General features: G+C 63.1%; 25 protein-coding genes and 1 tRNA gene. 25 read left to right on the forward strand and 1 reads right to left on the reverse strand.

What is annotated here, in order from left to right; translation table 11 throughout:
- Positions 1–56 precede the first annotated feature (56 nt).
- From tpiA to EJB06_RS16335, 23 genes are all read left to right on the forward strand, one after another.
- A complete protein-coding gene (gene tpiA, locus EJB06_RS16225; protein ID WP_126075082.1) occupies positions 57–821 on the forward strand; it encodes a triose-phosphate isomerase in 765 nt (254 codons plus the stop codon).
- 63 nt (positions 822–884) lie between these two features.
- On the forward strand, positions 885–1,352 hold the full coding sequence (gene secG, locus EJB06_RS16230; RefSeq protein ID WP_126075083.1) for a preprotein translocase subunit SecG: 468 nt from the start codon (positions 885–887) through the stop codon (positions 1,350–1,352).
- Between the two features lie 166 nt (positions 1,353–1,518).
- Positions 1,519–1,605 (forward strand) — tRNA-Leu (locus EJB06_RS16235).
- A 172-nt stretch (positions 1,606–1,777) separates the two neighbouring features.
- Entirely contained in the window at positions 1,778–2,137 is a 360-nt protein-coding gene (locus tag EJB06_RS16240) for an NADH-quinone oxidoreductase subunit A (protein WP_099876556.1), read from the forward strand.
- Between the two features lie 3 nt (positions 2,138–2,140).
- Entirely contained in the window at positions 2,141–2,617 is a 477-nt protein-coding gene (locus tag EJB06_RS16245; RefSeq protein ID WP_054263649.1) for a NuoB/complex I 20 kDa subunit family protein, read from the forward strand.
- 15 nt (positions 2,618–2,632) lie between these two features.
- A complete protein-coding gene (locus EJB06_RS16250; RefSeq protein WP_126075084.1) occupies positions 2,633–3,247 on the forward strand; it encodes an NADH-quinone oxidoreductase subunit C in 615 nt (204 codons plus the stop codon).
- Positions 3,240–4,493, forward strand: coding sequence for an NADH-quinone oxidoreductase subunit D (locus EJB06_RS16255; RefSeq protein WP_126075085.1), 1,254 nt, complete (start codon positions 3,240–3,242; stop codon positions 4,491–4,493). Before EJB06_RS16250 ends, EJB06_RS16255 begins: the two co-directional genes overlap by 8 nt.
- Positions 4,494–4,518: 25 nt before the next feature.
- Positions 4,519–4,998, forward strand: a complete 480-nt coding sequence (nuoE, locus tag EJB06_RS16260; RefSeq protein ID WP_126075086.1) for an NADH-quinone oxidoreductase subunit NuoE — start codon at positions 4,519–4,521, stop codon at positions 4,996–4,998.
- Complete coding sequence (nuoF, locus tag EJB06_RS16265) at positions 4,995–6,290, forward strand: NADH-quinone oxidoreductase subunit NuoF (protein WP_126075087.1); 1,296 nt, start codon at positions 4,995–4,997, stop codon at positions 6,288–6,290. Before nuoE ends, nuoF begins: the two co-directional genes overlap by 4 nt.
- Before the next feature lie 15 nt (positions 6,291–6,305).
- Entirely contained in the window at positions 6,306–8,645 is a 2,340-nt protein-coding gene (gene nuoG, locus EJB06_RS16270) for an NADH-quinone oxidoreductase subunit NuoG (RefSeq protein WP_126075088.1), read from the forward strand.
- On the forward strand, positions 8,645–9,736 hold the full coding sequence (nuoH, locus tag EJB06_RS16275) for an NADH-quinone oxidoreductase subunit NuoH (RefSeq protein WP_126075089.1): 1,092 nt from the start codon (positions 8,645–8,647) through the stop codon (positions 9,734–9,736). The genes nuoG and nuoH overlap by 1 nt, the downstream gene beginning before the upstream one ends.
- Positions 9,737–9,746: 10 nt before the next feature.
- Positions 9,747–10,235, forward strand: coding sequence for an NADH-quinone oxidoreductase subunit NuoI (nuoI, locus tag EJB06_RS16280; RefSeq protein ID WP_099876575.1), 489 nt, complete (start codon positions 9,747–9,749; stop codon positions 10,233–10,235).
- A gap of 70 nt (positions 10,236–10,305) precedes the next feature.
- Positions 10,306–11,007 carry an NADH-quinone oxidoreductase subunit J gene (locus tag EJB06_RS16285; protein ID WP_126075090.1) on the forward strand — a complete coding sequence of 234 codons (702 nt, stop codon included), beginning with the start codon at positions 10,306–10,308 and terminating at the stop codon, positions 11,005–11,007.
- Positions 11,004–11,312, forward strand: a complete 309-nt coding sequence (gene nuoK / locus EJB06_RS16290) for an NADH-quinone oxidoreductase subunit NuoK (RefSeq protein ID WP_126075091.1) — start codon at positions 11,004–11,006, stop codon at positions 11,310–11,312. The genes EJB06_RS16285 and nuoK overlap by 4 nt, the downstream gene beginning before the upstream one ends.
- Before the next feature lie 56 nt (positions 11,313–11,368).
- The gene (gene nuoL / locus EJB06_RS16295; protein WP_126075092.1) at positions 11,369–13,495 is read left to right on the forward strand and encodes an NADH-quinone oxidoreductase subunit L; all 2,127 of its coding nucleotides are present in this window, start codon (positions 11,369–11,371) and stop codon (positions 13,493–13,495) included.
- Between the two features lie 24 nt (positions 13,496–13,519).
- Entirely contained in the window at positions 13,520–15,022 is a 1,503-nt protein-coding gene (locus tag EJB06_RS16300) for an NADH-quinone oxidoreductase subunit M (RefSeq protein WP_126075093.1), read from the forward strand.
- An 8-nt stretch (positions 15,023–15,030) separates the two neighbouring features.
- A complete protein-coding gene (gene nuoN, locus EJB06_RS16305) occupies positions 15,031–16,548 on the forward strand; it encodes an NADH-quinone oxidoreductase subunit NuoN (RefSeq protein ID WP_126075094.1) in 1,518 nt (505 codons plus the stop codon).
- Positions 16,548–16,865: a DUF2818 family protein gene (locus EJB06_RS16310; RefSeq protein WP_126075095.1), complete on the forward strand. Its 318-nt coding sequence runs from the start codon at positions 16,548–16,550 to the stop codon at positions 16,863–16,865. The genes nuoN and EJB06_RS16310 overlap by 1 nt, the downstream gene beginning before the upstream one ends.
- Positions 16,866–16,881: 16 nt before the next feature.
- Positions 16,882–17,439, forward strand: a complete 558-nt coding sequence (locus EJB06_RS16315) for an NUDIX domain-containing protein (RefSeq protein WP_126075096.1) — start codon at positions 16,882–16,884, stop codon at positions 17,437–17,439.
- A gap of 6 nt (positions 17,440–17,445) precedes the next feature.
- On the forward strand, positions 17,446–18,150 hold the full coding sequence (locus EJB06_RS16320; RefSeq protein WP_126075097.1) for a hypothetical protein: 705 nt from the start codon (positions 17,446–17,448) through the stop codon (positions 18,148–18,150).
- A gap of 8 nt (positions 18,151–18,158) precedes the next feature.
- Positions 18,159–18,845 (forward strand): 2-C-methyl-D-erythritol 4-phosphate cytidylyltransferase, encoded by a 687-nt coding sequence (ispD, locus tag EJB06_RS16325; RefSeq protein ID WP_126075098.1) that lies wholly within the window; start codon positions 18,159–18,161, stop codon positions 18,843–18,845.
- 18 nt (positions 18,846–18,863) lie between these two features.
- Positions 18,864–19,379, forward strand: coding sequence for a 2-C-methyl-D-erythritol 2,4-cyclodiphosphate synthase (gene ispF / locus EJB06_RS16330; protein ID WP_126075099.1), 516 nt, complete (start codon positions 18,864–18,866; stop codon positions 19,377–19,379).
- Between the two features lie 122 nt (positions 19,380–19,501).
- On the forward strand, positions 19,502–20,452 hold the full coding sequence (locus EJB06_RS16335; RefSeq protein WP_126075100.1) for a hypothetical protein: 951 nt from the start codon (positions 19,502–19,504) through the stop codon (positions 20,450–20,452).
- On the opposite strand, the gene EJB06_RS16340 is transcribed toward EJB06_RS16335, so the two are convergent.
- Entirely contained in the window at positions 20,439–20,972 is a 534-nt protein-coding gene (locus tag EJB06_RS16340; protein WP_126075101.1) for a PaaI family thioesterase, read from the reverse strand. The genes EJB06_RS16335 and EJB06_RS16340 overlap by 14 nt on opposite strands.
- A 112-nt stretch (positions 20,973–21,084) precedes the next feature.
- On the opposite strand from EJB06_RS16340, the gene EJB06_RS16345 reads away from it, so the two are divergent.
- Both EJB06_RS16345 and EJB06_RS16350 read left to right on the forward strand, forming a co-directional pair.
- Positions 21,085–21,549, forward strand: a complete 465-nt coding sequence (locus tag EJB06_RS16345) for a MarR family winged helix-turn-helix transcriptional regulator (RefSeq protein WP_229427117.1) — start codon at positions 21,085–21,087, stop codon at positions 21,547–21,549.
- On the forward strand, positions 21,533–22,792 hold the full coding sequence (locus EJB06_RS16350; protein WP_126075102.1) for an MFS transporter: 1,260 nt from the start codon (positions 21,533–21,535) through the stop codon (positions 22,790–22,792). The genes EJB06_RS16345 and EJB06_RS16350 overlap by 17 nt, the downstream gene beginning before the upstream one ends.

The following is a 22,792-nucleotide window of genomic DNA, read 5'->3' on the forward strand; positions in this document are numbered from 1 at the left end:
TTTGACCGACATCGGATCGGGGGTTAAAATAGCGGGTTAATTAAATCTGGGCTACTATGCGTCGCAAACTGGTCGTAGGAAATTGGAAGATGAACGGCAACCGTGCCGCGAATGCGAGCCTGCTGGCCGGCATCGTCGCAGGCATCGGCGCCGCTAACGCCGCTAACGCCGCTAACGCCTCTTGTGCCGTGTGTGCGCCGGCTCCCTATCTGGCCCAGTGCCAGGAAACGCTCGCCGGCGGAGCGGTGGCCTGGGGCGCCCAGGATGTCTCGGCCCAGCCGGGCGGCGCCTTCACCGGCGAGGTGTCGGCCGCCATGCTGGCCGATTTTTCCTGCGCCTACGTCATCGTCGGCCATTCCGAGCGGCGCGCCTATCATGGCGAAAGCAGCGAACTGGTGGCAAAAAAAGCCGTCGCCGCACTGGACGCGGGCATGACCCCGATCGTCTGCGTCGGCGAAACCCTGGCCGAGCGTGAGGCCGGCCAGACCGGCGCCGTGGTGTCGGGCCAGCTCGGCGCCGTGCTCGACCTGGTGGGCGAGCGCGTGGCGCAGATCGTCGTCGCCTACGAGCCGGTCTGGGCGATCGGCACCGGCAAGACCGCCACGCCGGCCATGGCCCAGGAAGTCCATGCCCAGCTGCGCGCGCAGCTGATGGCAAAGAATGCAGTCGCGGCCGAGACAGTGCAGATTTTGTACGGCGGCAGCATGAAGCCCGATAACGCCCTTGAATTGATGGCCCAGCCGGATATCGACGGCGGCCTGATCGGCGGGGCGGCTTTGAAGGCGTCGGATTTCCTCGCCATTCTTCACGCAGCCAATTGAACTCTTATTGTTGTTATTGTTGTTATTGTTGTTATTGTTGTTAAACTTGGAATGGAATAAGCAATGAACACGTTGTTCAATCTGGTAGTTGTTGTACAGGTTATTTCCGCTCTGGCGATTATCGGCCTGGTATTGCTGCAGCATGGCAAGGGCGCGGATATGGGTGCGGCCTTCGGTTCCGGTGCTTCCGGCAGCCTGTTCGGCGCCACCGGCTCGTCGAACTTCATGTCGAAGTCGACCGGCGTGGCCGCCGCGGTGTTTTTCGGCGCCACCCTGGGCCTGGCGTATTTTGCCAAGTCCCACACCGGCGTCACCGGCGGCGGCCTGATGGACCGCGCGGCGGTCACCGCGCCGGCGCCGGTCACCGGTTCGGGCGCGATCCCGACCAGCGCACCGGTCATGAGCACCCCGGCCGCCCCCGTCGCCGGCGGCGCAGCTCCCGCAGCCGCTCCTGCGCCAGCTCCGGCAGCCGCGCCCGCAGCCGCTCCGGCGCCTGCACCGGCAACGCCTGCTAATCAGCTGCCAAAGTAATCGTTTTCTGGTAGAATACTGCCCGCGCACAGAGTATTAGCGCAGGCAGCAAGGCCGGGTATTGGCCAGTATCAAACAGTTGTAAAGTTTTTCTGTTTTATCCTTGTTTTTACGCAATTTTGCATTGAATACTGAGATGTAACAATGTTAGAATAGCGGACTCAATGCCGACGTGGTGAAATTGGTAGACACGCTATCTTGAGGGGGTAGTGGGCGAAAGCCTGTGCGAGTTCGAGTCTCGCCGTCGGCACCAAGAATATAAAAGCCAGCAAGGTTGCATAAGCAAACATGTTTATGCCTAAGCTGGCTTTTTTGCGAGGATCAGTCGTTCGGTCCTGGTGGCAAGGTTCAAGCCAGGTTCGTGCGGTAGGGCGCTGCGACATGCAGTGTTTCATTAACCGATCGTTCAAGATAGGCTCCATCAAGTGAACCTCGATAATTACTTCCCCGTCCTGTTGTTCATCCTGGTAGGCATCGGCGTCGGTGTCGTCCCGCAGGTGCTGGGATATCTGCTCTCTCCCCATAAGCCCGATTCCGCCAAGCTGTCGCCTTACGAGTGCGGCTTCGAAGCGTTCGAAGACGCGCGCATGAAGTTCGACGTCCGCTACTATCTGGTGGCAATCCTGTTTATTTTGTTTGATCTGGAAACGGCATTCTTCTTCCCATGGGGCGTTTCCATGCGTGAACTGGGCTGGTCCGGCTTCGTGACGATGATGGTCTTCATCGCCGAGTTTGTGGTCGGTTTTTGGTATATCTGGAAGAAAGGTGCCCTTGATTGGGAATAAGCCATGTCAATTGAAGGCGTATTAAACGAAGGTTTCATCACCACGACAGCAGACAAGCTGATCAACTGGGCGCGTACCGGGTCGATGTTCCCGATGACGTTCGGCCTGGCTTGCTGCGCGGTCGAAATGATGCACACGGGCGCGGCCCGCTACGACATGGACCGCTTCGGCGTCGTGTTCCGTCCCTCGCCGCGCCAGTCCGACGTGATGATCGTCGCCGGCACGCTGTGCAATAAAATGGCCCCGGCCCTGCGCAAGGTCTACGACCAGATGCCGGAGCCGCGCTGGGTCATCTCGATGGGTTCCTGCGCCAACGGCGGCGGCTACTATCACTATTCGTACTCGGTGGTGCGCGGCTGCGACCGCATCGTGCCGGTCGATGTCTACGTGCCGGGCTGTCCGCCGACCGCCGAAGCGCTGCTGTACGGGATTCTGCAACTGCAGAACAAGATCAAGCGCACCAATACCATCGCACGTTAAGAAGCGGTTTCCACCATGACGACAAAACTCGAAGCCCTTGAACTCGCCCTGCGCAACGCGCTCGGTGAGGGCGCCGCTATGACCGTGGCGCTGGGCGAAGTGACCGTAGTGGTCAAGGCTGCCGGCTATTACGCCGCGATGCAGACCCTGCGCGACCATCCCGCGCTCAAATTCGAACAGCTGATCGACCTGTGCGGCGTCGACTACTCCACCTACGGCGAAGGCACGTGGGATGGCGCGCGTTTCGCGGTCGTCTCGCACCTGCTCTCGCTCGAACACAACTGGCGCGTGCGCGTGCGCGTGTTCGCCGAGGACGACGATACCCCGGTGCTCGCGTCGGTGGTCGAACTGTGGCGCGCCGCCAACTGGTACGAGCGCGAAGCATTCGACCTGTACGGTATCCTGTTCGAAGGCCACAACGACCTGCGCCGCATCCTGACCGACTACGGTTTCATCGGCCATCCGTTCCGCAAGGACTTCCCGATCTCCGGTTACGTCGAAATGCGTTACGACCCTGAACAGAAGCGCGTGATCTACCAAGCCGTGACGATCGAGCCGCGTGAAATCATTCCGCGCGTGATCCGCGAAGAAACCTACGGGATGAATCCTGGGAGCAAAAACCTTGGCTGAAATTAAGAACTACACCCTCAACTTCGGCCCGCAGCACCCGGCCGCGCACGGCGTGCTGCGCCTGGTGCTCGAACTGGACGGCGAAGTCATCCAGCGCGCCGATCCGCACATCGGCCTGCTGCACCGCGCCACCGAAAAACTGGCGGAAACCCGCACCTACCTGCAAACCGTGCCCTATATGGACCGTCTCGACTATGTGTCGATGATGAGCAACGAGCACGGCTACGTGATGGCGATCGAACGCCTGCTGGGCATCGAGGTGCCGGTGCGCGCCCAGTACATCCGCGTCATGTTCGACGAAATCACGCGCCTGCTGAACCACCTGATGTGGCTCGGCACGCACGCGCTCGACGTCGGCGCCATGGGTCCCTTCCTGTACGCCTTCCGCGACCGCGAAGACCTGTTCGACTGCTACGAGGCGGTGTCCGGCGCGCGCATGCACGCGGCCTACTACCGCCCGGGCGGCGTGTACCGCGACCTGCCGGACGCGATGCCGAAGCACAAGGCCTCGATCATCCGCAGCGCCAAGGCCATTGACGAACTGAACGAACACCGCCAGGGTTCGATGCTCGACTTCCTGGACGACTTCTGCAAGCGCTTCGTCACCTATGTCGACGAATACGAAACCCTGCTGACCGACAACCGTATCTGGAAACAGCGTACTGTCGGCATCGGCGTGGTCAGCCCGGAAGCGGCGAAAGCCATGGGCTTTACCGGCGCCATGCTGCGCGGCTCCGGCGTGGAGTGGGACCTGCGCAAGAAGCAGCCCTACGCCGTGTACGACAAGATGGATTTCGACGTGCCCGTCGGCACCAATGGCGACTGCTACGACCGCTACCTGGTGCGGGTGGAAGAGATGCGCCAGTCGAACCGCATCATCCAGCAGGCCTCGCGCTGGCTGCGCGCCAACCCGGGTCCGGTCATGACCGACAACCACAAGGTTGCGCCGCCACGCCGCACCGAGATGAAGTCGAACATGGAATCGCTGATCCACCACTTCAAGCTGTTTACCGAAGGCTTCCACGTGCCGCCGGGCGAAGCGTATGCCGCGGTCGAGCATCCGAAGGGCGAGTTCGGCATCTACATCGTGTCGGACGGCGCCAACAAGCCGTACCGCCTGAAGATCCGCACCCCGGACTATGCGCACTTGCAAAGCCTTGATGAAATGGCGCGCGGCCACATGCTGGCCGACGCCGTGACCATCATCGGCACCCAGGACATCGTATTCGGCAGTATCGACCGCTAAGCTGTCGATTAATTGAGGCACAACCATGTTGTTATCAGAGCAGTCATACAAAAAAATCGACCGTGAAGTCGCCAAGTATCCGCCCGACCATAAAGAGTCCGCGGTCATGGCGGCGCTCGCCATTGCGCAGGATGAAAAGGGCTGGCTTGCGCCGGAAGTGATGCAGGACGTCGCCGACTACCTCGGCATGCCCGCCATCGCCGTGCAGGAAGTGGCGACTTTCTACAATATGTACAACGTCAAGCCGGTCGGCAAGTACAAGATATCCGTGTGCACCAACCTGCCGTGCGCCCTGTCGGGCGGCGAGCACGCCGGTCACTACCTGCAGGAAAAACTCGGCGTCGGCTATCGCGGCACCACCGCCGACGGCCAGTTCACCCTGATCGAAGGCGAGTGCATGGGCGCCTGCGCCGATGCGCCCGTGATGCTGGTGAATAACAAGCGCATGTGCAGCCTGATGTCGGATAGCAAAATCGATGCATTGGTCGAGGAACTCAAGAAATGACATCGCTCCATTCACGTCACATCGACCCGGTCATCCTGGCCGGCCTCGACGGCCAGAACTGGCACCTGCAGGATTACGTGAAACGCGGCGGCTACTCCGCGCTGCGCCGTATCCTCGAAGAAAAAATCACGCCGGAAGCGATCATCGCCGAACTGAAAGCCGGTTCCCTGCGCGGCCGCGGCGGCGCGGGTTTCCCGACCGGCCTGAAGTGGAGCTTCATGCCGCGCCAGTTCCCGGGCCAGAAATACCTCGTCTGCAACACCGACGAAGGCGAGCCGGGCACCTTCAAGGACCGCGACATCATCCGCTACAATCCGCACGCGCTGATCGAAGGCATGGCCATCGGCGCCTACGCGATGGGCATCACGGTCGGCTACAACTACATCCACGGCGAGATCTGGGCCGAGTACGCGCGCTTTGAAGACGCACTGGACGAGGCGCGCGACGCCGGCTTCCTGGGCGACAAGATCATGGGCAGCGAGTTCTGCTTCCAACTGCACGCCGCGCACGGCTACGGCGCCTACATCTGCGGCGAAGAAACCGCACTGCTGGAGTCGCTCGAAGGCAAGAAGGGCCAGCCGCGCTTCAAGCCGCCGTTCCCGGCCTCGTTCGGCCTGTACGGCAAGCCGACCACCATCAACAACACGGAAACCTTCGCTGCCGTGCCGTTCCTGCTGAACATGGGGGGCGAGAAATACGCCGCCATCGGCAAGCCGAACAATGGCGGCAGCAAGATCTTCTCGATCTCGGGCGACGTCAACCTGCCGGGCAATTACGAGGTGCCGCTCGGCACTCCGTTCGCCAAGCTGATGGAGCTGGCCGGCGGCATGCGCGGCGGCAAAAAGATCAAGGCGGTGATTCCCGGCGGTTCCTCCGCGCCGGTGATCCGCGGCGAGGTCATGATGAACACCGATCTCGACTACGATTCGATCGCCAAGGCCGGCTCGATGCTCGGTTCGGGCGCCGTGATCGTCATGGACGAGACGCGCTGCATGGTCAAGTCGCTGCTGCGCCTGTCGTATTTCTATTATGAAGAGTCGTGCGGCCAGTGCACGCCGTGCCGCGAAGGCACCGGCTGGATGTACCGCATGGTCCACCGCATCGAGAACGGCCAGGGCCGTCCCGACGACCTGGACATGCTCAACTCGATCGCCGACAACATCCAGGGCCGCACCATCTGCGCCCTGGGCGATGCGGCGGCGATGCCGGTACGCGCTTTCGTGAAGAACTTCCGCGAAGAATTTGAATATCACATCGAGCACAAGCACTGTCTGGTGCCCGCTTATATCTAAGGCCAGAGAAATCTCATGGTTGAAATTGAAATTGACGGTAAGAAGGTAGAAGTCCCACCCGGCAGCATGGTGATGGACGCAGCCAACAAGCTGGGCACCTACATTCCGCACTTCTGCTATCACAAGAAATTGTCGATCGCAGCCAACTGCCGCATGTGCCTGGTTGAAGTCGAGAAGGCGCCCAAGCCCTTGCCGGCCTGCGCCACGCCGGTCTCGGCGGGCATGATCGTGCGCTCGAACAGCGAGAAGGCGGTCCAGGCACAGAAATCCGTGATGGAATTCCTGCTGATTAACCACCCGCTCGACTGCCCGATCTGCGATCAGGGCGGCGAATGCCAGTTGCAGGATCTGGCGGTCGGCTACGGCAAATCGAACTCGCGCTACGAAGAAGAAAAACGCGTGGTGCCGCCGAAAGATGCCGGCCCCCTGATCTCGATGCAGGAAATGACGCGTTGCATCCACTGCACCCGCTGCGTGCGTTTCGGCCAGGAAGTGGCCGGCGTCATGGAGCTGGGCATGCTCGGCCGCGGCGAACACGCGGAAATCACTTCCTTCGTCGGCAAGACCATCGACTCGGAAGTGTCGGGCAATATGATCGACCTGTGCCCGGTCGGCGCACTGACCTCCAAGCCGTTCCGCTACAGCGCCCGTACCTGGGAACTGTCGCGCCGCAAATCGGTCAGCCCGCACGATTCGCTCGGCACCAACCTGATCGTCCAGGTCAAGGGCGGCAAAGTCATGCGCGTGCTGCCGCTGGAAAACGACGGCATCAACGAGTGCTGGATTTCCGACAAGGACCGTTTCTCGTACGAAGCGCTGGACAACGCCTCGCGCCTGACCAAGCCGATGATCAAGCAGGGCGGCCAGTGGGCCGAGACCGACTGGCAGACCGCGCTCGAATACGTGGCGCACGGCTTGCGCAACATCAAGCATGAGCATGGCGCCGACAGCATCGCCGCCGTCGCCACCGCCCATTCCACGGTCGAAGAACTGCACCTGCTGCAAAAAGCGCTGCGCGGCATCGGTTCCGAGAACCTCGACTTCCGCCTGCGCCAGAGCGATTTCGCGCTGGACGGCCAGGTCACCCCATGGCTGGGCATGCCGATCGCCGAACTGTCGACGCTCAAGCGCGCGCTGGTCATCGGTTCCTTCGTGCGCAAGGACCATCCGCTGGTCGCCACCCGCCTGCGCGCCGCCGTCAAGAACGGCGCCAAGCTGTCGCTGGTGCACGCCTCGGATGACGAACTGCTGATCCCGACCGCCAACAAGATCATCGCCGCGCCGTCCGACTGGCTGGCCGCCTTGTCGGGCATCGTGGCCGCCGTGGCCGCCGCCAAAGGCGTGGCCGCACCGGCCGGTTTCGAGCACATCGAAGCGAGCGACGCCGCCAGGGCCATCGCCGCCAGCCTGAACACGGGCGACGAGAACCTGCCGGGCGTCGTCCTCATGGGCAATGCCGCCGCGCACCATCCGCAAGCGTCCGCGCTGCACGCGGCCGCGCAGTGGATCGCCGAACAGACCGGCGCCAGGTTCGGCTACCTGACCGAAGCCGCCAACACCGTCGGCGGCTACCTGGTCGGCGCCTTTGCCAAGAATGCCGTTCCGGTGTTTTCGGCACCGAAAAAAGCCTACCTGCTGCTTAACGCCGAGCCTGAGCTCGATTGCGCGAATCCGCAGCAAGCCCGCGCCGCGCTCGACGCCGCCGAGATGGTGGTCGTCATGTCGGCCTTCCAGCATGGCTTCGAGTACGCCGACGTGCTGCTGCCGATTTCGCCATTCAGCGAAACCTCGGGCACGTTTGTCAACTGCGAAGGCCGCGCGCAAAGCTTCAACGGCACCGTCAAGCCGCTCGGCGACACCCGCCCGGCATGGAAAGTGCTGCGCGTGCTGGGCAACCTGCTGGGCCTGTCCGGTTTCGAATACGACACGTCCGAAGCGATCCGCGACGAGCTGTTCGGCAAAGGCGTGACCGACCTGTCGGCCAGGCTGAACAACACCGGCAAGGCCGCGCTCAAAGCCGCGACCTACGGCACCAGCGCCGCGCTGGAACGCGTCACCGACGTGCCGATCTACTTCGCCGACGCCATCGCGCGCCGTTCCGAACCGCTGCTGCGCACCGCCGACGCCAACGCGCCGCTGGTGACCTTGCCGGCCGACCTGGCCGGCAAGCTGGGCGTGCAGGCTGGCGCCAAGGTCAAGGTCACGCAGGGTTCCGGCTCCGCCATCCTGGTGGCCGGGATCGACGCGCGCCTGCCGGCCAACACCGTGCGTGTCGCTTCGGCGCATCCGGCCACCGCCACGCTCGGCGCGATGTTCGGTGCGATCACAGTTGAAAAAGCAGGGGAGGGGGTCTGATGGCTCTGCCTGAAATGATTGATGGCGTGAACGCCTGGGGTGCCGCCAATATCGGCTACGTCTGGCCGCTGATCTGGACCATGGTCAAGATCATGTGCGTCATGATGCCGCTGATGGGCCTGGTTGCCTACGCGACCCTGTGGGAACGCAAGCTGATCGGCTGGATCCAGATCCGTATCGGCCCCAACCGCGTCGGTCCGATGGGCCTGCTGCAGCCGATCGCCGATGCGATGAAGCTGCTGTTCAAGGAAATCGTGGTGCCGGCCAAGGCCGCCAGCGGCCTGTTCATCCTCGGCCCGATCATGACCATCATGCCGGCGCTGGCCGCCTGGGTGGTGGTGCCCTTCGGTCCCGGCGTGGCCCTGGCCGACGTCAACGCCGGCCTGCTGCTGCTGATGGCGATCACCTCGATCGAGGTGTACGGCATCATCATCGCCGGCTGGGCGTCGAACTCGAAATACTCGTTCATGGGCGCGATGCGCGCCTCGGCCCAGATGATTTCGTACGAAATTCCGATCGGCTTCGTGCTGGTGGTGATCCTGATGGTCTCGGGCAGCCTGAACTTCTCCGATATCGTGGCCGGCCAGAACGCCGGCTGGGGCGTGGCCCACGGCGTGTCCATGCTGTCGTGGAACGTCTGGCCGCTGCTGCCGCTGTTCATCGTCTATCTGACGTCCGGCCTGGCCGAATGCAACCGTTCCCCGTTCGACGTCGTCGAAGGCGAATCCGAAATCGTGGCCGGCCACATGGTCGAATACTCGGGCATGTCCTACGCCATGTTCATGCTGGCCGAATACGCCAACATGATCCTGATCGGCACCCTGGCCTCGATCATGTTCCTGGGCGGCTGGCACGCACCGTTCGCCTTCATGGAAGTCGGCGGCGTGCTCGGCGGTTTCCTCGGCTTCTTCTGGCTGTTCGCCAAGGCCTTTGTGATTGTCTCGCTGTTCATCTGGGTTCGCGGCACCTTCCCGCGCTATCGCTATGACCAGATCATGCGCCTCGGCTGGAAGATTTTCATTCCAATTTGCCTGGTGTGGCTGGTCCTGGTCGCAGGCTGGATGCAGACATCCTGGAATATTTGGAAGTAAGGAAGAGATAATGGAACGAGTGAAAGACTTTTTCAGCAGCATGCTGCTGACCGAACTGATCAAGGGATTGGCGCTGACCGGACGCTACGCGTTCTCGCGCAAGATCACCGTGCAGTATCCGGAAGAGAAGACCCCGATGTCGCCGCGTTTCCGCGGCCTGCACGCGCTGCGCCGCTACCCCAACGGGGAAGAGCGCTGCATCGCCTGCAAGCTGTGCGAAGCGGTGTGCCCGGCCATGGCGATCACGATCGAATCGGAACAGCGCGACGACGGTTCGCGCCGCACCACGCGTTACGACATCGACCTGACCAAGTGCATTTTCTGCGGCTTCTGCGAAGAATCCTGCCCGGTCGACTCGATCGTCGAGACGCACGTGCTGGAATACCACGGCGAAAAACGCGGCGATCTGTACTATACGAAAGAGATGTTGCTGGCTGTTGGCGACCGCTACGAGGGCGACATTGCCGCCGCGCGCGCGGCCGATGCGCCTTACCGCTAATCGTTAGCAAAATGCGTGTTCAGCAAACGCTGTCTTTAGCACATTTAACTGCAAGTCCTCTGGGTTAGTTATGGAATTTAAAACTGTGTTGTTCTACGTGTTCTCGGCGATTATGCTCATCGCCGCGACCCGCGTTATCACTGCCCGCAATCCGGTCCACGCGGCACTGTTCCTGGTGCTGGCGTTCTTCAATGCCGCCGGCATCTGGATGCTGCTCAAGGCCGAGTTCCTGGCGATCGTGCTGGTGCTGGTCTATGTCGGCGCGGTGATGGTGCTGTTCCTGTTCGTGGTCATGATGCTCGATATTAATATGGACCGCATGCGGGAGGGCTTCTGGTCCTACCTGCCGCTGGCCACCGGGATCGGCGTGGTGATCGTGCTGGAAATGGCGGCGGTGCTGTGGCGCGGCTTCATGAAGTTCGAGCAGGAGGCCGAGGCGGTCGGCGCGAACATCGGCGGCACCAAGGAATTGGGCATGCTGATCTACACCAAATACATCCTTGGTTTCGAGATCGCCGCCGCCATCCTGCTGGTCGCCATCATCGCCGCCGTCGCGCTGACCCTGCGCCGCCGCAAGGACACCAAGGCCTTCAACCCGGGCGATGCCGTGCGCGTCAAGCGCAACGACCGCCTGCGCATCGTGAAGATGGCCACGGTCGACCAGCCCGCCATCGACGCTGCCGCCAAGGCCGCCGCGCTGGCCGCTGCCGAAGCCCAGGCCGGTTCGCCAGAAGCGACCCCGCCGGTGTCCGCACCCAAGGAGACGAAATGACTTTATCGCTTGCACACTACCTGATCCTGGGCGCACTGCTGTTTGCGATCTCGATCGTCGGCATCTTCCTGAACCGCAAAAACGTCATCGTCCTGCTGATGGCGATTGAATTGATGCTGCTGGCCGTGAATTTGAACTTCATCGCGTTTTCCCATTACCTGGGCGACGCGGCGGGGCAGATCTTCGTCTTCTTCATCCTCACCGTCGCCGCTGCCGAATCGGCAATCGGCCTCGCGATTCTGGTGGTCATGTTCCGTAATCTGGACACGATCAATGTGGAAGACCTCGATACCCTCAAAGGTTAATCCGGTCCGTTCGGCGCTTACATTCATACTCGAATACATAACGATTAAGGTTCAACATGGCGGGGCAACTTCTTAACCCTAACGTCCTTCTTGCCGTACCACTGGCGCCGCTGGCTGGTGCTGTGATTGCGGGCTTGTTCGGAACAAAATTCTTCGGTAACCTGGTCGGCCGTAAAACGTCGCATACCGTCACGATTTTGGGCGTGCTGATCGCGCTGGTCCTGTCGGTGCAGACCTTGATGGCCGTGCTCGACGGCGCCAGCTTCAACGGCACCATTTATCAATGGATGACGGTCGGCTCCCTCAAAATGGAAGTCGGCTTCCAGATCGACGCGCTGTCGGCGATGATGATGTGCGTGGTCACCTTCGTGTCGCTGATGGTGCACATCTACACCATCGGCTACATGGCCGAGGATGAAGGCTACAACCGCTTCTTCGCCTACATCTCGCTGTTCACGTTCTCGATGCTGATGCTGGTCATGGCCAACAACTTCCTGCAGCTGTTCTTCGGCTGGGAAGCGGTGGGCCTGGTGTCCTACCTGCTGATCGGCTTCTGGTACACCCGCCCGACCGCGATCTTCGCGAACATGAAAGCGTTCCTGGTCAACCGCGTCGGCGACTTCGGCTTCATCCTCGGCATCGGCCTGCTGCTGGCCTACGCCGGTTCCATGAATTACACCGAAGTGTTCGCGAAGCGCGAAGCGCTGGCCCTGATGACCCTGCCGGGCTCGGACTGGATGCTGCTGACCGTCGCCTGTATCTGCCTGTTCATCGGCGCCATGGGCAAGTCGGCCCAGTTCCCGCTGCACGTCTGGCTGCCCGATTCGATGGAAGGCCCGACCCCGATTTCGGCACTGATCCACGCCGCGACCATGGTTACCGCCGGCATCTTCATGGTGGCGCGCATGTCGCCGCTGTTCGAACTGTCGGACACCGCGCTGTCCTTCGTGCTGGTCATCGGTTCGATCACCGCGCTGTTCATGGGCTTTTTGGGCATCATCCAGAACGACATCAAGCGCGTGGTCGCCTACTCGACCCTGTCGCAGCTCGGCTACATGACCGTGGCGCTCGGTTCCTCGGCCTACTCGGTCGCCGTGTTCCACCTGATGACCCACGCCTTCTTCAAGGCGCTGCTGTTCCTCGGCGCCGGTTCGGTCATCATCGGCATGCACCACGACCAGGACATCCGCAACATGGGCGGCCTGCGCAAGTACATGCCGATCACCTGGATCACCGCGCTGCTCGGCTCCCTGGCGCTGATCGGCACCCCGTTCTTCTCGGGCTTCTACTCGAAGGACAGCATCATCGAAGCGGTGCACGCAACCCATATCTGGGGCGCAGGCTTTGCCAACTTCGCGGTGCTGGCCGGCGTGTTCGTCACGGCGTTCTACTCCTTCCGCATGTACTTCCTGGTGTTCCACGGCGAAGAGCGTTTCGGCAAGGCGCATGCGCACGACCATCATGCCCACGACGCCAAGCACGATCACAAGCATGACGCCAAGCACGACGCCAAGCACGCCGATGCGCACGGCCACGGCGCCGACGCCCATCACGAGGAAGATCATGACGACCACGCGCACCACGGCCTGGCCCCGGGCCAGAAGCCGCACGAGTCGCCGCTGGTGGTGACCCTGCCGCTGATCCTGCTGGCGATTCCTTCGGTGATCATCGGCTTCCTGACGATCCAGCCGATGCTGTTCGGCGACTTCTTCAAGGGCGTCATTTTCGTCGGCGACAACCACCACGCCATGAAGGAACTGGCCGAAGGCTTCCACGGCCCGGTCGGCATGGTCCTGCACGGCCTGCAGACGGCGCCGTTCTGGCTGGCCCTGTCCGGCGTGGCCGCTGCCTACTACTGCTATATGGTCAATCCGCGTGTCCCCGCCTGGTTCTATGCCAAGTTCAAGGCCATCCACACGCTGCTGGACAACAAGTACTACATGGACAAGTTCAACGAGGTGGTGTTCGCCGGCGGCGCGCGCCTGCTCGGCAACGGCCTGTGGAATATCGGCGACAAGGGCATCATCGATGGCATGGTCGTCAACGGAAGCGCGAAACTGGTTGGCTGGTTCTCGACCATCGTCCGTCTGGGACAGACCGGCTACATCTACCACTACGCGTTTGTGATGATCATCGGGGTGCTCGGCGCGCTGATGTACTTCCTCCCGTTCTGGCACGCTTAATCAGACACGCAAAGACAACAAAACATGATGCAGTCTACGATTTCTCACTTCCCTCCGTATCTGAGCCTGGCGATCTGGCTCCCGATCGTCCTTGGCGCGGCCATCCTCGCGGTCGGCCGCGACGACAAGCCGGGCATGACGCGCGCGATGGCGCTGATCGCGTCCATCGCCAGCTTCCTGGTCACCTTGCCGCTGATCCAGCACTTCGACAATGCCTTCCACGGCATGCAGTTCGTCGAAAGCACGCCGTGGATCGGCCGCTTCAACATCATGTACTCGCTGGCGATCGACGGCCTGTCGCTGTGGTTCGTGCCGCTGACCGCCTTCATCACCGTGATCGTCGTGATCTCGGCGTGGGAAGTGATCGAAAAGCGCGTGGCCCAGTACATGGGTTCCTTCCTGATCCTGTCGGGCCTGATGATCGGCGTGTTCTGCGCGATGGACGGCCTGCTGTTCTACTTCTTCTTCGAAGCGACCCTGATCCCGATGTTCATCATCATCGGCGTGTTCGGTGGCGAGAACCGCGTGTACGCTTCGTTCAAGTTCTTCCTGTACACCTTCCTCGGTTCGCTGCTGACCCTGGTCGCGATCGTCTACCTGTACAACGTCTCGGGCACCTTCGACATCCTGACCTGGCACAAGCTGCCGCTGACGATGAAGGAACAGGTCTTCATCTTCCTGGCCTTCTTCATGGCGTTTGCCGTCAAGGTGCCGATGTTCCCGGTCCACACCTGGCTGCCGGACGTCCACGTCGAGGCGCCGACCGGCGGCTCGGCCGTGCTGGCCGCGATCATGCTCAAACTCGGCGCCTACGGCTTCCTGCGTTTTTCGCTGCCGATCACCCCTGACGCCTCGCACTACATGGGCGGCTTCATCATCACCCTGTCGCTGATCGCCGTGATCTACATCGGCCTGGTGGCACTGGTCCAGAAGGACATGAAAAAACTGGTCGCCTATTCGTCGATCGCGCACATGGGTTTCGTCACCCTGGGCTTCTTCATGTTCAACCAGATGTCGGTCTCGGGCGGCATCGTGCAGATGATCTCGCACGGCTTCATCTCGGGCGCCATGTTCCTGTGCATCGGCGTGCTGTACGACCGCATGCACTCGCGCCAGATCGCCGACTACGGAGGGGTGGTCAACCGCATGCCGAAGTTCGCCGCCTTTATCGTGCTGTTCTCGATGGCCAACTGCGGCCTGCCTGCGACCTCCGGTTTCGTCGGCGAATTCATGGTCATCCTGGGCGCTGTCGAATTCAATTTCTGGATCGGCATGCTGGCCGCCACCGCCCTGATCTTCGGCGCGGCATACTCGCTGTGGATGGTCAAGCGCGTGGTGTTCGGCACGGTCGCCAACAAGCACGTCGCCGAACTGACGGACCTGAACACGCGCGAATTCGTCATGCTCGGTATCCTGGCCATCGCCGTGATCGCCATGGGCCTGTACCCGGCGCCGTTCACCGACACGATGCAAACCTCGGTCGCTGACCTGCTCAAGCATGTCGCCGTGTCGAAACTGCCGCAATAAAGAAGACTATGATCCAGACTACGAATCCCAACCTGATCCCGGTTTACGCCGAAATCTTCCTGCTGGTCGCCGCCTCGGCGATCCTGTTGATCGACATGTTCCTCAAGGACGAGAAGCGGGTCATGACCTACCTGCTCTCGCTCGGCGCGCTGATCGGCTGCGCCGTCCTGAGCTACGCCGACTACGCGGCCGGCACCACGGTCTACACCTTCAATAATATGTTCGTGTCGGACCCGATGTCGAACCTGCTCAAGCTGTTCACCTACCTGGCGATCGGCATCACCCTGGTGTACTCGCGCACCTATGCCACCGCGCGCGGCATGTTGTCGGGGAACCTGGGCGGCGAATTCTACGTGCTCGCGCTGTTCTCGCTGCTGGGCCAGATGATCATGATCTCCGGTAACAACATGCTGATCATTTACCTGGGCCTGGAACTGATGTCGCTGTCGCTGTACGCCCTGGTGGCGCTGCGCCGCGACCACGCGGTGTCGACCGAAGCGTCGATGAAGTACTTCATCCTCGGCGCGCTGGCCTCCGGCTTCCTGCTGTATGGAATTTCGATGCTGTACGGCGCCACCGGTTCGCTCGACATCGGCGAAATCTCGAAAGCGGCTGCCGCCGCCAACGCCAACCTGCACATCCTGGTGTTCGGCCTGGTGTTCCTGGTGGCCGGCCTGGCGTTCAAGCTGGGCGTGGTGCCCTTCCATATGTGGGTGCCCGACGTCTACCAGGGTTCGCCGACCGCGGTGACCCTGCTGCTGGGCGGCGCGCCGAAACTGGCGGCCTTCGCGATCTGCATCCGCCTGCTGGTGGAAGGCTTGCTGCCGATGGCGATCGACTGGCAGCAGATGCTGCTGGTGCTGGCCGTGCTGTCGCTGGCGATCGGTAACCTGACCGCGATCGCGCAGACCAACATCAAGCGCATGCTGGCCTATTCGACCATCGCGCAGATGGGCTTCGTCCTGCTGGGCCTGCTGGCCGGCGTGGTCGCCAATCCGGCCGATCCGAAAGCCCTGGCCGACGCCAGCAACGCCGCCTCGGCCTACAGCGCCGCCATGTACTACTCGATCACCTACGTGCTGACGACGCTCGGCAGCTTCGGCATCATCATGCTGCTGGCGCGCAGCGGCTTCGAAGCCGAAGAACTGAACGACTTCAAGGGCCTGGCCAAGCGCAGCCCGTGGTTCGCCATCGTCATGGCGATCCTGCTGTTCTCGCTGGCCGGCGTGCCGCCGATGATGGGCTTCGCCGCCAAGTTCGCGGTGCTCGAAGCGGTTCTGTCGACCGGCGCCGTGTGGCTGACCGTGCTGGCGGTGCTGTTCTCGCTGATCGGCGCCTTCTACTACCTGCGCGTGGTCAAGGTCATGTACTTCGACGAGCCGTCCGACACCTCGCCGATCGTGGCGCCGTTCGACATGCGCGCGGTCCTGTCCCTCAACGGCATCGCGACCGTGCTGCTCGGCGTGTTCGCCGGTCCGCTGCTGGCTGCCTGCCTGAACGCGATGACGAAGACTATCGGTTCCTGATGGACGTGTCGTCATCGAGCTGGTTGACCATCGCCATTGCCCTGGCGCTGGCCAACCTGCCGTTCATCAATGAGCGGCTGTTCGGCTTCATCCCTTTGCGCGGCGCGCCCGGCGCGGCGCCGAACAAATCGGGCTGGCTGCGGGTGGCCGAACTGCTGGTGCTGTACTTTGTGGTGGGCGCCATCGCCTACCTGCTGGAGTCGCGCATCGGCAACGTGTTCGTGCAGGTCAAGGAGTTCTACATGATCACCGTGCCCCTGTTCGTGGTGCTGGCGTTCCCGGGCTTCGTGATGCGCTACCTGCGCAAGCGGCACTAATCGACGAGGAGGGGGCATGGATCCGCATCTGACAGAAACATGCATCGACAGCGAAGTGGCCTACGAGGGCAGCTTCCTCAAGGTCTCGCGCGACCATGTGAGCCTGCCCAACGGCGCTGTCGCCACCCGCGAGTACATCCGCCATCCGGGCGCCGTGGTCATCCTGCCGATCCTCGACGATGGCCGCGTGCTGCTCGAACGCCAGTTCCGCTATCCGATGGGGCGCGTCTTCATCGAATTCCCGGCCGGGAAAATCGATCAGGGCGAGGCGCCGCTGGCCTGCGCCAGGCGCGAGCTGCAGGAAGAAACCGGCTACACGGCGACCGACTGGCGTTTTGTCACCACCATCCACAACGCGATCGCCTATTCGGACGAACACCTCGAGCTGTTCGTCGCGCGCGGTCTGACCGCCGGTCCGGCGCGCCTGGACGAGGAGGAATTCCTCGAGACCTTCAGCGCCACCGTGCCCGAACTGCTGGAGATGGTGCGCAGCGGCCAGGTGACGGACGTGAAAACCGTCATCGGCGCCTTCTGGCTCGAAAAACTGGCCGCCGGAAGCTGGACCCCGGGCTGAGCGGCGATGAAATTCCTGGCGTTCGCGCTGGCCATGGTCTGCTCCCACAGCTGCTGGGCCGCGCGCACGCCGTTCCAGGTGCGCTGCGAAGATTCGATCACCAGGGCGGTCTCCGTATTGACGTCGACCCAGAACGGCTACTCCATCAATAACAGCATTTCCTTGCACGGCCTGACGGCCATGAAGCCGGGCGGCGGACCCTACGCCGGGCGCCCAAACTCGTTCGTGCTGGGACTGACCCGCACCGAGTCGCGCATGTCGATCGGCCTGAACGGTCCGATGCTGTCCGATCCGGTCAGCGGCTACGAGTGCGTGGCGCCGAAAATCACGGTCTCGCTGTACTACAGCCCCATCGTGGTGTATGTCGGGCGCGAGTTTCCACCCGGTTCTTGTGCTTATCAGGAGATTCTTGCGCATGAGATGCGCCACCTCAAGACCTATCTCGACCATTTGCCGAAAGTGGAAGTCACGGTGCGCGCGGCCTTGTCGAAACGCTTCGACAACAAGCCGCTCTACGCGCCGGCGGGCCGCGCCCGCGCCTTGTTGCAGCAGGAAATCAATACTGGCTGGATGACGTACATAAAGAACGAGATGGCGAAAGTGGAGCTTCAGCAGGCCGCCATCGATACGCCGCAAGAGTATGCGCGCCTGAGCAAAGTTTGCAAAGGTGAGGTACAGTCCCTTATAAGACCGGCTAAACGAACACGATGACGACAGCCATGAAGCATTCCGCAGCGCGCTATTTCGCCCTGATCCCCGCCGCCGGCATTGGCGCGCGGATGGCATCCGGCTGCCCCAAGCAATACCTTCCCATCGGCGACAAGCCGATGCTGCGTCACACCCTCGATGCATTTTTGTCGAGCGGATCGATCGCCCATACCTACGTCGTGGTCAGCGCGCGCGACGCGTATATCGATGCCATCGTGCCTTGCGGCGCCGCCAGCGTATTGCGCTGCGGCGGCGCGAGCCGCCTGGAGTCGGTCCGCAACGCCCTGCGGGCGTTGGAGGGCGAGCTGCACGAGCACGATTGGGTGCTGGTGCACGACGCTGCGCGGCCTGGCCTGAATGCCGCGCTGATCGACAAGCTGATCGCCACGGTGGGCGACGATCCGGTCGGGGGCCTGCTGGCCCTGCCGGTGGTCGACACCGTCAAGCGCAGCGGCGCCCATGTGCACACTGTCGCGCGCGACGGTTTGTGGCTGGCGCAGACGCCGCAGATGTTTCGCTACAAGCTGCTGTGCGACGCACTCGCAGCGGCCACCGACGCCAGCGTCATTACCGATGACGCCAGTGCGGTCGAGGCCCTGGGCTTGTCGCCCAAGCTGGTCGAAGGACATCCCCGTAATCTAAAAGTGACGCTGCCGGCGGACATCCGCATCGCCGAGATGTACCTGGCCGCGCCTTAACCTGAAGTGAATGAGATCATGGCACTGGCTTCCTACAATCCCGCACCACCGTTCCGCATCGGAACAGGCTACGACTGCCACGCCCTCGTCGAGGGCCGCAAACTGATTATCGGCGGGGTCGCAATCCCGCACCGCATGGGCCTTCTCGGCCATTCGGACGCCGACGTCCTGCTGCACGCGATCATCGATTCGATGCTCGGCGCGGCCGGCCTCGGTGACATCGGCAAGCACTTCCCGGACACCGATCCGATGTTCGCCGGCGCCGATTCGCGCACCCTGCTGCGCGAAGTGGCGCACCGGGTGGTCGCCACCGGCTACACGATCGGCAATATCGACGCCACCATCATCGCCCAGGCGCCGAAGATGGCGCCGCACATCGCGCAGATGGTCTCGCGCATCGCCGAAGACATCGGCGTGTCGCCCCAGCAGGTCAACATCAAGGCCAAGACCAACGAAAAGCTGGGCTACCTGGGGCGCGAAGAAGGCATGGCCGCCGAGGCCATCTGCCTGCTGCTCAAGTCGGCCGCCGCGTAAGCGCCGCCTGCAAGGCCCGCCCGGTCCGGCGACCGGGAAGCTTGATCGCCGTCAGGCGGGCCTGAAAACCCGGCCCTACACTTGGACCTGATTCGTCAAGTTCAACGACAGGGAGAGCGATCATGACATCCGCATTCAGGGCCCTCGGCGCCGCCATGGCATTGGCCAGCGGCGAGGCGCCGGCGCAAGTGCTTGTCGACACCGTCCAGCAGGGCAGCGGCAACAGGACGCATGTCGAGCAGCGCGACAGCAGCGATGACGCGCAGGTCGGCGTGGCGCAGACCGGTAGCGACAACCTGATCGGCGACCCGGGCATGCGCCAGGGCGGCATCGTCCAGATTGCGACTGTCGGGCGGGTCGATGCGCGCCAGGAAGGCAGTGCCAACCAGGCCAGCATCGTGCAGGACCACGCCGACCGCAGCGACAACCTCCTGCTCCAGGCAGGCAAGGGCAATGCGGCCTCGTTCAGGCAGGACAGGGTGAACAGTTCGCGGCTGGACCTGCGGCAGCGCGGCAGTGCCAATGCTGCTTCGCTCAGGCAAAAAGACCTCCCCACTTTCTCGGTCGCGGCGCGCCAGGCCGGCTCGGATAACCGCATCGTGGTGGACCAGTTCTTCTCGGGCTACGGCGGACCCGAAATCGACCAGAACGGCAGCTTCAACACGGTATTGATCGAGCAGAGCGACGCCGCCTATTCCTTCGTCACGGTCGACCAGGCCGGCAAGCTGAACGCCGCCTGGGTGCGCCAGAACAGCACCATCTTCACCGTCGGCCAGTCCATCGTGCAGCGGGGCGAGCGCAACGTCGCCCGCGCCGATGAAAGCGGGCAGGTCAATGGCTCAACGATCGTCCAGACCGGGAACGAGAACCTTGCCTGCGCCACATCGACCCTGAACGGCAGCGTGTCCGAGATCATCCAGACCGGCAACGGCAACCGCGCCAGCGCCGTGCAGAACGGGGCGCTCCAATGGACGACCGGCAATTTCTCGCGCATCAGCCAGACCGGCAAGGCCTTCACGGCCAGCGTGCGGCAAGACGGCAGCGGCAACGTCTCCCTGATCACGCAGCACTGATATCGAACACCAGGCAGGTTGTCGTCGCAAAGGCGTACAGCTTGCCGTTCGCATCGGTGATGCGCGCCTCGGCCACGCCGACCTGTCCACCCACGCTGACCACGGTCGCCTCGGCCCGCACCGGCCCGGTCTTGTCGGTCATGGCGCGCAGATAGTTCACCTTCAGCTCCAGGGTCGTGTAGCCTTTTCCGGCCGGCAGCATCGTGTGGATCGCGCAGCCGAGCGCGGTATCGAGCATGGTGGCCGCGTAGCCGCCGTGCACCACGCCGCTCGGGTTGTAATGCGCCAGCGCCGGGGTTCCCTGGAAGACCGTGCGGCCGGGCTCCACCGAAATCGGCAGGATCCCCATCAGGTCGGCGATCGGCGCCGGGGGCAGGGCGCCGCTGCCGATTCCCTGCAAGAATTCCATGCCGCTACTGCTGCGCAAGATGGCGCGGTCCGCCACGCCCGGCGCGGCCAGCCCGGCGCGCATGGCGGCGGCCTCGTCCAGCCACTGCTGGCGTTTGTCTTGTGGTTCCATGATCGTCCTTTTTCTCGATGGTTAAAAAGTTGCGGCAGGTGCACACGGCCACCGAATTGTAATATACTTCAAACAATCAGTGTACCTGCACCTATTTCCGCAAAATCATAAAATGAGCGATCCGACCGACAAGCCGCTGGGCTGTACCTGCTTCAAGCTGCGCAAACTCACGCGCGCCATGTCGCGCGTGTACGACCACCACATGGCGGCCGTGGGCCTGAAGACCACCCAGTACAGCGTGCTGGCCAACGTGGCGCGCAAGGCGCTGCCGGTGGCCGAACTGGCCGAACGCCTCGGCATGGAACGCACCACGCTCACGCGCAACCTCAAGCCGCTGATGGACGCCGGCTGGGTCGCCTCGCGTCCCGGCGCCGACAGCCGCCAGCGCATCGTCACCATCACCGAGGCCGGCCAGCAAAAGCTGGCCGACTCCTTTCCCGTCTGGTGCGGCGCCCAGCGCGCCTTCGAACAACTGGTGGGTCGCGACGCCGTGCGCGCCCTGCACACCCAGCTTGACTCCACGCTTGCCCAACTAACGCCACTGATCGAGGACCTGCCCCATGCCCACCCAGAATGAGATGACGCCGCGCGCCGCGTGGCTGCTGATCCTCGCCGCCTCGGCGATCCTGATGATCACCATGGGCGCGCGCCTGACCACCGGCCTGTTCATGTCGCCGATTAACACCTCGACCGGGCTGGGCATCGCCTCGATCAGCTTCGCGATGGCGATCGGGCAGTTCGTGTGGGGCGCGGCGCAGCCGGTGTTCGGCGCGGTGGCCGACAAATGGGGCTCGGCCAAGGTGATCGTCGCGGGCGCCTTCATGCTGGCCGGCGGCATGGCGCTCACGCCCTTCGTGTCCTCGCAGTGGGGCCTGATCTTCGCCATGGGATTGCTGAGCGCGGCGGGAGCGGGGGCGGGCAGCTTCTCGATCCTGATCGGCGCCACCGCGCAGCGCCTGCCGGCCGCGCGGCGGCCGTTCGCGGCGGGCTTCATCAATGCCGGCGGCTCCTTCGGCCAGTTCGTGTTCGCCCCGCTGATGCAGGCGATGATCGGCAGCGCCGGCTGGGTGATGGCGATGCTGACCATGGCGGCCACCACCTTGCTGACGATTCCGCTGGCCTGGCCGCTGCGCAAGGGGGCCGGCCTGGCCAAGGCCGATCCGGCCGCGCCGGTCCCGCCCAGGCCGGCCGAAGCGCCCGGCATCGGCCTGGGCGCGCAGGTCAGGATCGCGCTGCGCGACCGCAGCTACCTGTGCCTGCACGCCGGATTTTTTACCTGCGGCTTCCATATCGCCTTCCTGGTCACGCACCTGCCGGGCGAGGTCGCCCTGTGCAACCTGTCGCCGGGGGTGTCGGCCACCGCGCTCGCCCTGATCGGCTTATTCAATATCGCCGGCAGCCTCTGCGCCGGCGCGCTGTCGACCCGCTACCGCATGAAGTCCCTGCTGGCCCTGATGTACGCCAGCCGCGCGCTGATCATCATCGTCTTTCTGCTGGCGCCGAAGACGCCGATGACCTTCTATGTGTTCGCCGGCGCGCTCGGCTTCACCTGGCTGGCGACCGTGCCGCCGACGGCGGGCCTGGTCGGCAAACTGTTCGGCATGCGCTACCTGTCCACGCTGTTCGGCCTGACGCTCCTGTCGCACCAGGTGGGCGGCTTCTTCGGCGCCTGGCTCGGCGGACTGTCCTTCGTGACCTATGGCGACTACGCCTGGATGTGGTACGCCGACATCGTGCTGGCGCTGGCGGCCGCCCTGGTCAACCTGCCGATCCGCGAGGCGCATGTCGTGCGCGGGCCGGCACTGGCAGTGAAGGCATAA

Origin of the sequence: Massilia atriviolacea, from assembly GCF_003953935.1 — a bacterium.
GTDB classification, from domain to species: Bacteria; Pseudomonadota; Gammaproteobacteria; order Burkholderiales; family Burkholderiaceae_D; genus Telluria_A; species Telluria_A atriviolacea.